Here is a 14,469-nt window from a genome sequence, read left to right on the forward strand (position 1 = left end):
GGGTCTCGGGTGTTCAGGCGTTCAGGATGGGAATGCCGGGGTCGCCCACCGGGCGGGGCGGGCCGGTGTCGGGCGCCGGGCCGAGATCCCGCCAGCGCAGCGCGATCCGGCTGTCGAACTGCCCGGGGCTGCGCAGCGTGCCGATCGTGACGACCAGCAGGTCGACGGTGATCTCGACGACCGCGACGGCGCCGAGCCGCAGCGCGAGCGGCACCCCGGCCACCACCGGGACCGTCTCGCCGATCACCCCGCCGGACAGCAGGGTCAGCCGCGGCCACGCGGTGCCGGGATCGCGGGCGGCCGCCGGGTCGCCCGCCGTCCGCGTGTCGAAGACGACGGCCTGGGGGTCGGCCGCCAGGACGCTCCTGGCGACACCGAGCGGGACGGCGAGCACGAGACCGCGCGCGCCGTCGAGGTCCACCCGGACCGGCAGGCCGGAGGTGAGCTCCTGCTTGAGCACCCGGGGCGCCGCGGGTCCGCTCGACGGCACGTCGGGGCCCGGCAGGGACGGGACGTCGAAGGGCGGCCGGCTGATCAGCCCGGGCAGTACGGGAAAGGTCATCGTCGCCCTCCTCAGATCGGCAGCGCGTCGGTCAGGGCGCCGACCCCGACCGAGGCGACCTCGAGCAGCTTGGCGAGGCTGCCCGGCCGGGGCAGGTGGAGCAGCTGCATGGACACGTCGATCGCCTCGCGCCGCCCGGCGGCCTGGGTGAAGGTGAGCGACTGGACGGCGAGATCGGTGCGGATCGTGGCCGCGGTGATCAGCACCAGCCCGCCGACCGCGTTCTTGGTCAGCCGGGACAGCGCGGTGCCCTGCCGGCTGGACTCGGCCAGGTTCTCCAGCGCCACCTTCCAGGCGAACCGGGACGGGCCGAGCAGCACGGCGCTGAAGGACAGCGTGTCGTCGTGGGTGACGACGGCGATCCGGCGCCGGCTGCCGCCGATCTGCGGCACGAAGTAGGTCGAGGCGATCGACAGCTGGGTGACCGCCCAGAGCGGAACCGGCACGATCCCGTCGGACAGGATGGCGCTCGGCGTGTGCAGGCCGGGTTCGTAGCCGCTCACGGGGCACTCCCTTCGGGTGCGGGCAGCTCGATGCGCCGCTCGGGCGGGTAGGGGCCGGGCTCGTCGAGGTTGTCGAAGGCGAGGAACTTGCGCGCCGCGCCGGTCAGCCAGGACAGCGCGCCGCCGGCGTTGGTGACGCTGCGCCCGACGCCTTTGCGGGCGAGGATCTTGCCGATCCGGCGCTGCACGGGGTCGCTCTCGATCTGTTCCCGCGTCATCCGTGCGACGTACGCGCTCACCTCGGCCGACGCCTCCGCCGCGCGCTGGAGCGCTTCGGCCAGCTTCGGCGGCGGTGGAGTGTCCTCGCGGTTGAGCCACGTGCCGAACTCGGCGACGTCGGCCTCCATGTTGGCGGCGATGTTGCGGATGAGGCTGCTGACCTCACCGAGCCCGTGGGCCGACAGTGCTTTGTTGTCGCCGAACCACACTTCCCCGGTGCGCATGTCGACCACGACGAAGTCGGTCCCGCCCACCGTCACGCCCAGGTCGGGCACCTTGACCACCCAGGCGTCGTCGGCGAGCTGGAAGGCGGCGGTGAGCTCGCCGAGCAGGCCGCGCACGTGCGACCGGGACAGCGCGCGCACGTACCGTTCCAGGGTGGCGACGGGCTTGCCCTCCTGCCGCTTCTCCACGGCGTACCGCAGCCACTTCTCGGCGAACTCGGCCAGGTGTCCCGGACTGCGCGCGGCCAGCTCGACGATGGCCGAGCTGCGGCCCAGCCGCCGGGTGATCTCGTCCTGGGTCGGCAGCCCGATCTCGGTCGCCGCGCGGTCGAGGACCTGCGCGCGCGTCCGGGCCTGGGCGCTGCCGGTCTCGCCGGGCCGGACTTCGTGCAGGGCTTCCCGGTGCACGTCGTTCAGCTCGCGCAGCGCGGCTTCGAGGTCGGTCCGCCGCTGGCCGGTGACGCCGTGCTCCGCGCAGAACCGGTCCACGAGCCGGGTGAACTCCGCGTCGCTCTCGCGGAGCACCGCGAGCCGCAGGAAGTCCGGGTCGAGGACGTTGGCCTGGTTCACCGCGTCCCGGTGCGGGGCAGGCAGTTCGCGGTACGCGGCGTGCACCCGCGCCGTCCCGATCGGGTCCCGGCCGGCGCCGAACGCGTAGTCCAGTCCCGGATTCCGGATCTCGTCGAGGGCGTCGGCGAGGTGGCCGAGCGACGCGTCGTCCATCCCCTTCTCCGTCAGCGCACGCCGCAGCGCCGCCTCGGCCCGGGGTTCGTCGCGCAGCGCGGCTTCCAGCCGGTCGGGAGCCAGCTGCCGGGCCCGTTCGACCGCGACGCGGCGTTCCGCGGGCAACGCGCGCACCCGGGCGTCCCGCTGACGGGCGGCATCCACGGGCGACGCCGGCGTGGCGTCCGGTGCGAGCCGCTTGTCCGGCAGGTTCGGCCGGTCGCGGGCCCAGCGCTGCGGGTCCGCGAGCGCCTGGAGGTCGTCGGCCAGCGCCGTTTCGAGGTCACGCAGCTCCCCCAGGTCCGCCTCGGTCAGCTCCCGCCGGAAGACCCGTTCGTAGATTTCGTGCACCCGCTCGCGCAGCTGCCGCACGCTCGCCATCGCCGCCTCGAAGTCCTGGACGTACCCGAGGCCGAGGACGTCCAGCGACGTGCCCACCGACTCGTCCCAGAGCTCGCGCACCCGGCTTTCCGGCAGCGTGGTCCGGCGCCGGACCTCCGCGAGTCCCGCCCGCAGGCTCGGGTGCTCGCTCAGCGCGGTGTGGACCGGGCTCCGCCCCGTCACGGCGTGCCTCGCCCGGCCCCGGCGGCGCGGGCCGCCTCGGTCATCACCGCGCGCAGGTGCTCGCGGGACACCTCGCCGTGCGGGTCCTCGCGCACGACCGCGGTGATGAACCGGTCGATGGCGGCGGACAGCACGAGGTTCAGGACGTATCCCTTGACCGCCTCCCGCAGGAAGGCGGCCAGCAGGTCTTCGGCGGTCGCGAGGGCGAAGATGTGCGCCACCTCGCTCCTGGCGAGCCGGATCGCGGCGATGGCCGCGGCCCGCCGCTCGGTGCCCGGCAGCGCCAACCGCGCGACGCCGGAGACGCCGCGGGCGATCGGTTTCACCAGCGGGAGGAACGCGAACGCGGCACCGATCCAGGCCGCCCACAGCTCGGCCTCCGCCTGGGCCCTGGTGATGAACTCGTCGCCGCCGAGCAGCGCCCGCTGGATCCCGCGGTGCTCGTAGGCGGTCGCCAGCGCACCGATCGCCTGGCCGGCGGGGATCAGGAACGCCGCCGGCGGGAAGAACACCGCGAGGAGCGTGATGCCGAAGACGTTGAAGAACTCCAGCAGCTCGGCCTTGCCCAGCTCGGCGGCCGCGAGCTCGTGGAGCGCGTCGACGTACACCGCCTGGTGCGCGAACATCGGCCGGAGGCGCTCGTCGGCCCGCCGGTGGATACCGGTCAGCCGGGCGCCGATCTCGTCCGTGCGGTCCTCGGCGAAGCTCGCCAGGCCGAGGGCGATCGAGCGGTCCCGGCGCACCCGCGCCGTCCGCTCGAGGTTCTCGCGCCGGACGTCCTTGAGGACGGCCGAGAACTCGGCGTCCACCGCTTCGGTGACGGCGTCGCCGGACTGCTCGCTGCGCTCGTCGTCGCGGCGTTGCGCGTCCTTGAGCCTGCTCACGACGTCCGAGAGGTCCTTGATCTTCTCGAGGAACGGGTCGACGAGGAACGCCTCGTCGCGGGCGCTGCCGATCGCGAACGCCAGCTGTTCTTCGTTCCACCAGTGGCTTTGGGCGTCTTTGGCCCAGTACTTGCCGTCGGAGAACACCACCGTGCTCGTCTCCCGCCACCCGGCCTGGACCAGGTTCGGTGCGCGCCAGGACAGGGCGGGGTTCCGGGCCCGCGCCTTCGCGGCACCGATCCGGCGGCGCAGGTCCTCGAGCTCGACACTGCGGGACAGGACGATCACCAGCAGCGCGCGGGTGAAGCGCATGTACTCGGGGAAGTTCGTGCGGTCCAGCCGCCGGTCCAGCTCGGCCAGGCTCTTCTCGAGCTGCTCCAGCAGGACGTCCTGGCAGGCCGACACGAACAGCTGCCCCACGACGTCCCGCCGCACGCGGAAGAACAGCTGGTGGAAGTGCGCCGCCCACTGTCCACTGTGGCCGGCCAAGGGGCACGGCAGGGACCGCGAGCGGTCGCCGGAGTACACCGCGTCGACGTAGGCCGCGGCGAGGTTGGTGGTGAGCACCGCGATCTCGGCCAGCCGGCGCAGTTCCGCCTGGCGGCCCCGGGTGCCGCCGCCGACGACTCCGAGGGACTGGCTTTGCCTGCCGATCTCCTGCGTGGCGACGAGGACGAACGAGCCGACGTAGCCGGCGCCCTCCGGCATCGCCAGCCGGGCGGCGATCTCGCCGATCAGCTTGGCGAAGTACGCGCGGTCGGCCGGCCACCCGGCCAGGTCGGGCTCGCCGAGGTACGGCTCGCCGAGGGTCGCCTCGTCGGCCGAGGTGACGTCCAGCGGCGGGCAGTCCTTGCCGTACTCCGCGCGCCCGGCCTCTTCGGTGAGCACCGCCACCGCCAGCGTGCCGGTGGTGATCCCGGACGGCCCCTGGTACCAGCCGACGCGCGTCGCCCCGGCGAGGAACTCGTACCACGCGCCGCTTCCGGGGAACGGGTACTTCTTCGCCGCGGCCTTCGCCCGGTCGGTCAGCTCGCGTTCGGGCACGGACTGCCGCAGTCCCGCGAGGTCCTCCAGGATCAGGTCGGCCAGTGCCGCGTGCCATTGCGCCGCGGTGGTGAACCGGCGCCAGAACCGCAGCCCGTCGGCGACGAGGGCGCCGGCCGGGCGCTCCCCGCTTCCGTCCTTCGTGAACGCGTTGAAGGGTCCGCTGGCCCGCACCACGGGCGGCCCGGTGAAGGTCACGACCCACTGCCGCGGTTTCCCGTCCAAGCGCGCGATGACGAGCACCTCGCTCGGCGGCGCGCCGTTGTACGAGGCCGTGACCGCGTTCCAGACGTCGGCCTCCTCGGCGAAGTCCCGGAGCTGCAGCTTCGTGCGCGCCGCCGGCACCGGCGGGGCCGAGCTACCGGCCGGCGGAGCCTTCAGCCGCGCGGTCGCGGTCTGGAGGCCGGCCTGCGTGGCGGCGGCCAGGTCGGCGGCCAGCCCCTGCGGCAGCGGGTCGCCGGTGAAGCCGACCGTCGTCTTGGGCGGGCCGGGGTCCCAAGCCGCGTCGCGCAGGACCGGCACGCGCCGGGCCCGGTCGGCCGCGCGGCAGGCGGCTCGGTCCGTCGCGTCGCGCACGAGGTCGGCCAGGTGCTCGAGCGGCCGCGCCGGATCGACGTCGAGCCGGACCCGGACCGGGATGCGCACGGTCGTCATGCCAGTCCTTCCAAAGCCGCGGTCAGCCGGTGGATGGTGGTGTCGGCGAGCCGGTCCGGCCGCTCCGGCGAGACCAGCCGGACCTCGACCTCGACCGGGAACTCGAGGACCAGCCCGTCGGGCCGCGCCGAAGCGCGGGCGCCCAGCGCGTCCCACCAGCCGTCGCCGGCCGGGAACAGACCGCCGGCGCCGAGATCGAGGTCGTCGGACACGGGAGATCCCCTCAGAGCGAGGCCTGCAACGGGCCGGAGGTCTTGACGCCGCCGGAGTCGGTGGCGTCGACGTGCATGGAGAAGCCGGAGAACGTCGCCTGCGGGGCGCCCATCACGGTGGCCGCGGTCGGCGACGCGCTCGTGACGACGCACCGGCTGAGCACGATCGTGGAGAACGACCAGTCGTCCCCGCTGCGCTCCTGCACCGAGATGCTGAACTCGGTCCCGTTCAGCGCCAGCGCGGTCAGCTGCGCGGTGGCCGGGCCGATCGCGTTGACCGTCAGGGAAAACGTCAGCGAGTAGGGCTGGGTCACGACGCCGACGTGCGTGCGTTCGATGCTGTGCAGCGGCTCGGCCGTGGTGGCGAACGTCGGGGTGAACGACTGGATCGGCGAGATCTCGTGGTCCACGCCCTTGTCGTCCGTGTAGTGCACGGCGAGGCGGGTGTTCCAGTTGGCTTCGGGACTCGACATTCTGGGCTCCTGGTCAGAACTGGGGGGCGAGAGTCACGTTGAGCCGGTGCACCGCGGGCCCGTACGTGATGCTGATGAGGACGGACACCTGCCGGGTCTGCCGAGCGGTGACCACCTGCGCCTGTTCGGCGGCGGTGCGGGCGCTTTCCGGCAGCGCGAGGATCGCCAGCAGCGGGATCGTGACCGAGAAGTCGTCGATCACCGCGCCCAGCTGCAGCGGGCCGAGGATCCCCTCCACCCGCACCCGCACCGACGTGAGGCCGGCCTTGGTGATGCGCGCGTCGCCGACCGTGCCGATCAGCCCGGCCCGCAGCCGGAACTCGATGTCGTCGAGCACCCGGCAGATGTCGACGTAGTTGCGCGCGGGGTCGGCGGAGAACGTGCCGCCGTCGCCCATGAACAGCCCGGTGCCGGGCACCAGCGCCGGGTCGATCAGCGGGATCACGCCCTGGCCGGCCAGCCCGGTGATCTCCGCCGGGACGTACTGCTGGGTGATCGGCACGGTGAAGCCGCGGACCTGCTTGAGCACGACGCTCGCGGCCGGGGCCAGGCCGGCGATCGCCCCCATGACGGCCGCGGCCGCGTCGGCGACCGGGTTCGGGTTCGCCGCCTCGTCGGTGGTCGCGCCCCGCGCGGCGACGAGGACCATCCGGCCGGTCGCGCTCTTCAGCGCGCCGTAGGAGTTCGCCGCCAGCACGGTGTCCACATAGGTCGCGGTCCGCCCGATGGCGGGGTCGATCATCGCGACCGCCAGCCGCCGGTTGCCCGCCGCCGACATGGTTTCCACGTGTTCCGCCAGGGCACGCAGCCCGGTCGCCGGGGTCGTGCCGTTGGTCGGCGCGCCGACCGTCGTCTCGCCGGCCAGGCAGACGAACGTGACGTCGTCCGCGGCCTCCAGGCCGGTCAGCGCGGCCGCGTAGCTCCCGGCCGCCGGCGTGCGGACGCCGTAGACCTTGCTCGGCCGCGGGTCCTGCGCGAGGACCAGGTCGAGGCTGCGGCTCAGCGGCGTCGCCGCGCCGGCCTTGCCGAACAGGCCGATCACGTCGGCGTGGCCGGTGACGACCAGCGGCGTCGACACGGGCGCGGTGACGCCGTCGGCGTTGCCGACGACCGCGACGACGCCGGGCGAGCGCTGGGCCGCCGGCACCAGCGCGCTGGTGTCGATGATGACGTCGACAAAGGGAAAAGCCGGTTGTACGAGGGTGGCCATACCGATCTCCGTACGTGGTTCTGACGTGGTCGATGCGCGTTTGGCGCGGGACTTGGTCGTCATGTGGGCTCCGCGGTCGTGATGACGGCGACGCCCTGGCTGGCGAGCCAGCCCCGCGCGGCCCGCACCCGGTCCGCGCGACGCTGCTCCGGCGTCGAGTCGCTCTGTGCGCCCGGCCAGCCCGGGTCGTCGAAGGTCGTGCCGGGCACCACCCAGCAGACGAGGCGGTCGAACCGGCGGGCGGGCGCCCCGGCCGGAACGGCGCCGGCGGCGTACCGGGCCGCGCCGAGCCGGGCCGCCGTCGTCGCCCGCAAGAGGTCACGGGGGCTCGTGGCCGCGTCCGCGACGACGAACGCCACGAGCACGGGCAACGCGACCGGCGCCGGGTCCGGGTCCGCCCCCGGCGGGCTCATCGCCAGGGTGGCGTCGAGCGCGACCGGATCGTCCACACCGGACTGCCGGGCGGTGACGTCCACGATGGTGTCGTTGAGGATCGCGGTGCGCACCACGACGGCGCCGGTCCACACCGCGTCGGCCGCGGCGGGCGGTACCAGCCCGGTCTCCCAGGACGCGGTGACCTCCCACGGCACCGGCTCCCCGGTGCGCCGGAACTGGGCCAGCGCCGACACCCGGGAGCCGAGCGGCACCGCGAGGTCGAACCGGTCGAAGGTCGCCGTCACCGGTTCGGTCACCAGGTCCGGGTCGAGCTCGTAGGCCACCGCCCCGATCGCGAGCAGCGCGTCGGCGGTCAGGACCGCCGCCCGCGCCGCCGGATCGGCGAGCCGGAGCAGGGTTTCACTGGCGACGTCCATGTCCTCACCCCCGGTTTTCCTCGGTGTCACCCGGACTCTGCCGGGCGGGGACCCGCGGCGGCATCGGGTGACTCCCTCGACTGCGGCGCGCGCTCGCCCGGGAGCCCACCGTGGTCACCCCCGCGCGTTCAGGGCGTTCACGAGCTGCGTGCGGGAGTGGACCACGAGCTTGCGGTAGATCTGCGTGAGGTGCGCTTCCACCGTTTTCCGGGACAGGAACAGCATTTCGGCCGTTTCGGCGTTGTTGTGGCCCGCCGCCACGAGACTGGCGATGCGCAGCTGCTGCGGGGTCAGCACGTCCGTCGCGAGCGGACCGGGTTTCGCGCCCGGGTGGTCGCCGGCGGCGGACAGCTCGGCGGCCGCGCGGGCGGCCCAGGCACCCGCGCCCAAGCCCTCGAACACGTCCACCGCGAGCCGCAGCGCCGGGCGGGCGGCCGCGGGTCGGCGCAGTCTGCGGAGCACTTCTCCCTCGCACAGCAGGGTTCTGGCGTACTCGAAGGGGGCCGTCCGGACGTCGCCCGCGTCGCGGGCCTTCGCGAACGCGGCCGTGGCCGTGGCGACGTCGCCGGCCAGCAGGCCCCGGCACCGCCACGCGGCCGACAGCTGCCCCCGCAGTCCCGCGCCCGCCGCCCGTTCTTCCAGCCAGGCCACGACTTCCCCGGCCCGTCCGGGATTCCCGCACCGGAGGTGCGCCTCGGCGAGATCGGCCGCGAACGGCACGACGGCCGGGTTGCCCACCCCGCCGGCCTCGGCGTGCGCCCACGCGGACTCCAGCGGCTCGACGGCCGCCCCCGGTTCGCCCGCGGTCAACGCGGCGAGCCCCCGCACCGCCGGCTCCAGCAGCAGCCGCAGGTCGACGCCGAAGGGGCCGGCCTCCTTGCGGCTGCGGGCCAGGAGTTCCACACACCGCTCCTGGTTCCCCCGCGCGGCCTCCACGCGGGCCAGTGCCAGCAGTCCGAACGCGACCACCCCGTTCGGCGGGGTCCGCTCCGCCACGGCGATCGACTCGACGGCGTCCGCCTGGGCGGAGGCCCAGCCGCCGGTGCGGAAGCCGATGTCGCTGCGCACGGCCAGTGCGACGGCCAGCAGCGCCGGTGCCCGGCCGCGGCGCAGCCGGCAGAGCGCGGCGTTGATCGCCGTCCGGGCCGGGTCCGGCCGATCCGTCCACAGCTCCGCCAGCGCCAGCCACACCGGCGCCGCCGGGTCGGCGGTCCGTTCGGGCGGCGGGACCTCGCCGCCCGGCAGGCCGTGCATCACGCGGGCGGCCGCGGCGGCCGGTCGCGCGGACGGCGGCAACGGGACACCGGCCAGCGACTCCGCCTCGGTGACCGCCACGCAGGCCAGGCGCGGCTCCCCCAGCACCATGGCGGGCACGGTCGCCTGGCACAGCAGTTCCGCCGCCCGCACCGGATCCCGCCGGGCGAGCCAGGACGCCGCCCCGGCCAGCTCGTCGAAGGCCTGCCGGTGCTGCCCGGCGAGCGCCAGCCCCCGCGCGCCGTGGCCGGCGGCCGCCGCGAGGAACACCGGGTCGTCGCGCAGGGCCGTGGCCTCGCGGCACCACGACACCGCCTGCTCGCCCTGCCCGGCCCGCAGCGCCCCGGCGGCCGCCGTGAGCAGGCGCATCGCGCGCCGGCGCGGGTCGGCGGTCAGGTCGGCCGCGCGGCGCAGGAACCGGGCCGCGGCGGCCGGGTCGGCGGTCCCCCTGGCCAGTCCGGCCAGCCGGGCGGCCAGCTCGTCCGCCGGTCCGGTCACCGCGAACGACTGGTACCAGGCCTGCTGGTCCCGCCGCGAGTGCGTGGTCAGGGCGTCGTAGACGGCTTTCCGGGCCGACGCCGTCAGGTCCGCCAGCAGCACCGGGCCGAGCAGGGGGTGCCGCAGCCGCGGCGACCCGCCGCCGGTCACGAGCCCGAGCCGTTCGCCGGGCAGCACGTCGTGCGGCGACAGCCCGAGCTCGGCCAGCGCCGCTTCGACGGTCGCCGGTTCCGCCGGCCCGGCGACGGCCAGCACGGCCAGCGCCCGGCGGGTCGCGTCCGGCAGGCGGGTGAGGACACCGCGCCACGCGGGCAGCACCGAAGCCCCCACTTCGAGCGTGAGGTCGGTGGGCCGATCGGTCTTCGTGGCCAGCCGGCCCAGGGTTTCCACGACGGCCAGCGGGTTGCCGCCGGTCGCGTCGACGAGCGCGTCGACCTCGTGGTCCGGGACGAGGAACCCGCGGGTCCGGGCCAGGCGGCGGCCGTCGGCGCGGTCGAACCCGGTCAGCCGCACGGTGGGCAGGTCCGGCGGTTCGGCGGTCGCGCCGGGTTCGTCGCGCAGCGCCATGACGAGCGCCACCCGCTCGCGGCCGAGCCGGCGGCCGAGGTAGGCCAGCAGCCGCCGGGACTCTCGGTCAACCCATTGCAGATCGTCCACGAGGACCAGCACCGGTTCGCGGTCCGCCGCGGCGGCCAGGACACCGAGCGCGCCGGCGCACACGGCGAGCGCGCCGGGCGCCGGTCCGTCGTCGAGCGCGAGCGCGATCTCCAGCGCCCGCCGCCGCGCGGGCGGCACCTTCGCGAAGTACGGGGTGAGACCGTCGAGCAGCTGCGCCGTGGCGGCGTAGGCGAGGGTGGTCTCGGCCCGGCTCCCGCGCACCCACACCACCCGGTGCGGCGCCCGGTCGGCCAGGTGCCGCAGCAGCGCGGTCTTCCCGATCCCCGGCTCGCCGACGACGACCCGGGCCGACCCGTGCTCCACCGGCCGCCCGAGCAGCCCGCTCTCCCACCGCCGGCCGACGAACGGCGCGCGCGGCTCCGCCCCGGCCGGTCTTCGATCCAGCGAAACGGCGGTATCCGTTGTCCCCACGGCACTCCCCCAGGTCGACCGGCGCGTGGCGGTCGGCCACGCGGTCCGTCCCGGGAGCAGGTCCCACCCTGGTCGTCCCCCGGACGCTGCGGCGACGCTTGCACGGCCCGTCGACAGTTCGTCGACAGTCCGCCGATACGTCGTTCCCGCACGTCAGAGCGCGACTCGGAGGGCACCGAGGGTGAGGCGGGCCGGTGGGTCGCGCGGACCCACCGGCCGCCGGCGTCACACGAGGGAGGCGGTCAGCCCCCCGTCGAGGACGTAGTGGCTGCCGGTGATCCACGTCGCCCGGTCGGAGGCCAGGAACGCCGCCACCTCGGCGATGTCCTGCGGCGTGCCGAGCCGGCCCTGCTTCGCCGCGACGAGGTCCTTGAACGGGACCTGGGTCGCCGCCTCGAAGTCGGGGACCAGGCGCTCGACCATGGCGGTGTCGGCGAAGCCCGGGCAGACCGCGTTGACGCGGATGCCGGCCGGGCGCATCTCGACGGCTGCGACGCGAGTCAGCTGGATGACCGCCGCCTTCGTCGCGCAGTAGGAGCCGAGCAGCGGGCTGCCGCCGACGCCGGCGATCGAGGCGATGTTGACGATGTTGCCCTTGGACTCCACCAGGTGCGGGGTCGCCGCCTTCATCGTCACGAACGTGCCGCGCACGTTGACCGCGAAGATCTTGTCGAAGCTCTCCGTGGACTGCTGCAGCAGCGGCGACGAGACCTCGATGCCGGCGTTGTTGACCAGGACGTCGAGCCCGCCGAGCAGGTCGACCGCCTGCTGGATGGCGGCCTGGACCTGAGCCTCGTCGGTGACGTCGCAGTTGGCGACGCCGGCCGCGCCGATCTCCTCGGCCGCCTGCTTCGCGGCGTCGGCGTTCATGTCGCTGACCACGACCTTCGCGCCGCGTTCGGTGAACAGCGCGGCGATCGCCTTGCCGATACCGGCGCCGGACCCGGTGACGAAGACGCGCTTTCCCTCGAGTTCGGACATGCTGGTTCCTCTCACATCGCTTCGATCTTGGGCAGGATTTCTTCCTTCACGCGCTTCATGTCGTCGAGCGTCTTCGCCACCGGGACGTCCTGGAACGGCGGCCACAGGAACGGCATGGTGAGCCCGGCTTCCCGGTACCGCTTGAGCTGGTCGGTGATCTGCCGCTCCGACCCGACGAGCAGGTTGGTGCCCTTGCCCCTGGGGGTCTGGTCCATGTCCTGGTCGGTGAGGACGAACCAGATCATGCTGGAGATCTCGAGGTCGTCGACCGACCGCTTGGTGTCGAGCTCGTCCAGCTCGCGCTGGATCTCGGTGCGCCACCGCCCGATGTCCTCGGGCGAGTCCTGGATGCCGATCCAGCCCGACAGCCCGTACTTCGCGATGCGCGCGGCGGAGCGCTTCGGGTCCTTCAGGCCGCTGAAGAAGATCGGCGGGTGCGGCTTCTGCACCGGTTTCGCCCCGAACCCGGCCGGCTCGAAGTCGGCGAACTCGCCGTGGTACTCGAAGACCTCGTTGGTCCAGATGCCCTGCATGATCTCCAGGGTTTCGCGCACGTGCTTGTGCCGCTTGGGAAAGATGTGCGCGGCGCTGGCGGCGGCGAACTCCTCCGGCATCCAGCCGGAACCGACGGCGACGTTGAGCCTGCCGCCCGAGAGGTGGTCGATGGTGGCCAGCTCCGCGGCGAGGACGCCGGGGGAACGGTACGGCGTGTCGATGATGCTCATGCCGATCCGGACCTTCGAGGTCTTCGCGGCGAGCCAGGGAAGCAGCGGCATGCCCTGGAGGAACTCGCCCCGTGAGCTCACCGGGAGCTGCTTGCCCATTTCGTCCAGCATCCCGAAGGGGTACTGCATTTCCCCTCGGTCCGAGGCCTCCGGCACGATGATCCGGTCGAGCGTCCAGACGGAGTCGAAGTCGAGGTCTTCGGCGAGCGCGGTGAGGTCTTCGAGCTCCCGGACGGTCACCTTGTCCCGGAAGTTCGGCAGGTAAAGCGCGAGTTTCATGGTCGGACAGCCTCCTTGCTGTTCTGAGTGAAGGTGGAGCGGATGTCGGCTTTCAGCACTTTGCCGACGGTGGAGCGCGGCAGCTCCGGCCAGATCTCGATCTGCTTCGGCGCCTTGACGCTGCCGATGCGGTCCTTGACGAACGCGATCAGCTCGCCGGTGTCGAGCTCCCGGCCGGGCTGGAGCTGGACGACGGCGGTGACGCGCTCGCCCCACTTGTCGTCGGGCAGCCCGATCACGGCGCAGTCGCGGACGGCGTCGTGGGCCATCACCGCCTGTTCGACCTCGGCGGAGTAGACGTTGAAGCCGCCGGTGATGACCATGTCCTTGGCGCGGTCGACGATGTGGAGGAAGCCCTCGCCGTCGAGGAACCCGATGTCGCCGGTGTGGTGCCAGCCGTGGGCGGACGCCTCGGCCGTCGCCTCGGGGTTGCGGTAGTAGCCGGCCATCACGAGCGAGCCGCGCACGCAGATCTCGCCGCGTTCCCCTTGCGGGACGGGCCGCCCGTCCTCGTCGAGGATCGCGACGGTGACCAGCGGCGAGGGTCTCCCGGCCGACGCCAGCCGTCCCGTGTGGACGGTGCCGTCGGGTCTGCGGTGGTCCGCGGGCGACATCGTCGAGATCATCATCGGGGCTTCGGACTGGCCGAACAGCTGGGCCATCGGGCCGATCTTCGCGAGGGCCTCGGTGAGCCGGGCCGTCGACATCGGGGCCGCGCCGTACCAGAAGCACTGCAGCGACGAAAGATCCGTGCGGTCGAGGGCTTCGTGGCCGAGCACCATGTAGATCAGCGTCGGCGGCAGGAACGTGTGGGTGACGCGGTGGCGTTCGATCAGCTCCAGGAACCGGCCGACGTCGGGCTTGGCCATGATCACGACCTCCCCGCCGCGGGCGAGGATCGGGAAGCAGAGGACACCGGCGGCGTGGGTCAGCGGGGCCAGGGCCAGGTAGACCGGGCGCCCGTCGAAGGGGTAGCTCATCAGCGTGATCGCCGACATCGCCTCGAGGTTGCGGCCGGTGAGCATGACGCCCTTGGGCCGTCCGGTGGTGCCCCCCGTGCCGACCAGGGCGACCACGTCTTCGGGTTGCGCGGCTTCGACGGCGGGATCGTCGCGGGCCGCATCGAGCCATTCCGGGAAGCCGGGCGCGAAGTCATCGCCGTCCCCGAGGCGGACGAGCGTGGTCAGCTTGGGCAGCTTCGGCGCGATCTGACGGACGAGGTCCTCGAAGCCGGGCTGGAAGATCAGCGTGGCGCAGTCGAAGAGGTCGAGCAGTTCGGCGTTCTCACCGGCGGCGTTGCGGGGGTTGATCGGGCACCACACGGCACCTGCGCGGGCGATGCCGAAGACACAGGTGAACGCCGTAGGGTCGTTGGCCGAGAGGATGCCGACCTTGTCCCCCGGCCGCACGCCGGAGTGCCGCAGAGCGCGGGCGACGGCCCCGGCGAGATCGACCACTTGGCCGTACGACACCGAAATCCCGTCGAGGGTCAGGCAGGGCGCGTCCGGGTCGAGAGAGGCGCCTTTTTCCAGGTAGAAGTACAGAGACATCGTCGTCCC

General features: G+C 73.6%; 12 protein-coding genes. All 12 read right to left on the reverse strand.

The genetic code is table 11. From position 1 onward, the window contains the following. Window positions 1-13 precede the first annotated feature (13 nt). The 12 genes from ACZ7PG_RS31970 to ACZ7PG_RS32025 all read right to left on the reverse strand — a co-directional run bounded on the left by ACZ7PG_RS31970 (window position 14) and on the right by ACZ7PG_RS32025 (window position 14,460). The gene (locus tag ACZ7PG_RS31970; RefSeq protein WP_470242852.1) at window positions 14-562 is read right to left on the reverse strand and encodes a hypothetical protein; all 549 of its coding nucleotides are present in this window, start codon (window positions 560-562) and stop codon (window positions 14-16) included. Between the two features lie 11 nt (window positions 563-573). After that, window positions 574-1,065, reverse strand: coding sequence for a hypothetical protein (locus ACZ7PG_RS31975; RefSeq protein ID WP_470242853.1), 492 nt, complete (start codon window positions 1,063-1,065; stop codon window positions 574-576). Next, complete coding sequence (locus tag ACZ7PG_RS31980) at window positions 1,062-2,795, reverse strand: hypothetical protein (RefSeq protein ID WP_470242854.1); 1,734 nt, start codon at window positions 2,793-2,795, stop codon at window positions 1,062-1,064. The genes ACZ7PG_RS31975 and ACZ7PG_RS31980 overlap by 4 nt, the downstream gene beginning before the upstream one ends. Next, a complete protein-coding gene (locus tag ACZ7PG_RS31985) occupies window positions 2,792-5,377 on the reverse strand; it encodes a hypothetical protein (RefSeq protein WP_470242855.1) in 2,586 nt (861 codons plus the stop codon). The genes ACZ7PG_RS31980 and ACZ7PG_RS31985 overlap by 4 nt, the downstream gene beginning before the upstream one ends. Continuing rightward, complete coding sequence (locus ACZ7PG_RS31990; RefSeq protein WP_470242856.1) at window positions 5,374-5,589, reverse strand: hypothetical protein; 216 nt, start codon at window positions 5,587-5,589, stop codon at window positions 5,374-5,376. The genes ACZ7PG_RS31985 and ACZ7PG_RS31990 overlap by 4 nt, the downstream gene beginning before the upstream one ends. A gap of 11 nt (window positions 5,590-5,600) precedes the next feature. Continuing rightward, window positions 5,601-6,062, reverse strand: coding sequence for a hypothetical protein (locus tag ACZ7PG_RS31995; RefSeq protein ID WP_470242857.1), 462 nt, complete (start codon window positions 6,060-6,062; stop codon window positions 5,601-5,603). Window positions 6,063-6,075: 13 nt separating this feature from the next. After that, window positions 6,076-7,272 carry a hypothetical protein gene (locus ACZ7PG_RS32000; RefSeq protein ID WP_470242858.1) on the reverse strand — a complete coding sequence of 399 codons (1,197 nt, stop codon included), beginning with the start codon at window positions 7,270-7,272 and terminating at the stop codon, window positions 6,076-6,078. Between the two features lie 59 nt (window positions 7,273-7,331). Beyond that, a complete protein-coding gene (locus ACZ7PG_RS32005; RefSeq protein WP_470242859.1) occupies window positions 7,332-8,084 on the reverse strand; it encodes a hypothetical protein in 753 nt (250 codons plus the stop codon). A 114-nt stretch (window positions 8,085-8,198) separates the two neighbouring features. Beyond that, on the reverse strand, window positions 8,199-10,925 hold the full coding sequence (locus tag ACZ7PG_RS32010; protein ID WP_470242860.1) for a helix-turn-helix transcriptional regulator: 2,727 nt from the start codon (window positions 10,923-10,925) through the stop codon (window positions 8,199-8,201). Window positions 10,926-11,150: 225 nt separating this feature from the next. Beyond that, window positions 11,151-11,906, reverse strand: a complete 756-nt coding sequence (locus tag ACZ7PG_RS32015; protein WP_470242861.1) for an SDR family NAD(P)-dependent oxidoreductase — start codon at window positions 11,904-11,906, stop codon at window positions 11,151-11,153. An 11-nt stretch (window positions 11,907-11,917) separates the two neighbouring features. Continuing rightward, entirely contained in the window at window positions 11,918-12,910 is a 993-nt protein-coding gene (locus tag ACZ7PG_RS32020; protein WP_470242862.1) for an LLM class flavin-dependent oxidoreductase, read from the reverse strand. After that, window positions 12,907-14,460 (reverse strand): acyl-CoA synthetase, encoded by a 1,554-nt coding sequence (locus ACZ7PG_RS32025; protein WP_470242863.1) that lies wholly within the window; start codon window positions 14,458-14,460, stop codon window positions 12,907-12,909. The genes ACZ7PG_RS32020 and ACZ7PG_RS32025 overlap by 4 nt, the downstream gene beginning before the upstream one ends. Window positions 14,461-14,469: the final 9 nt, after the last annotated feature.

Source organism: Amycolatopsis sp. NPDC114504 (genome assembly GCF_055633595.1).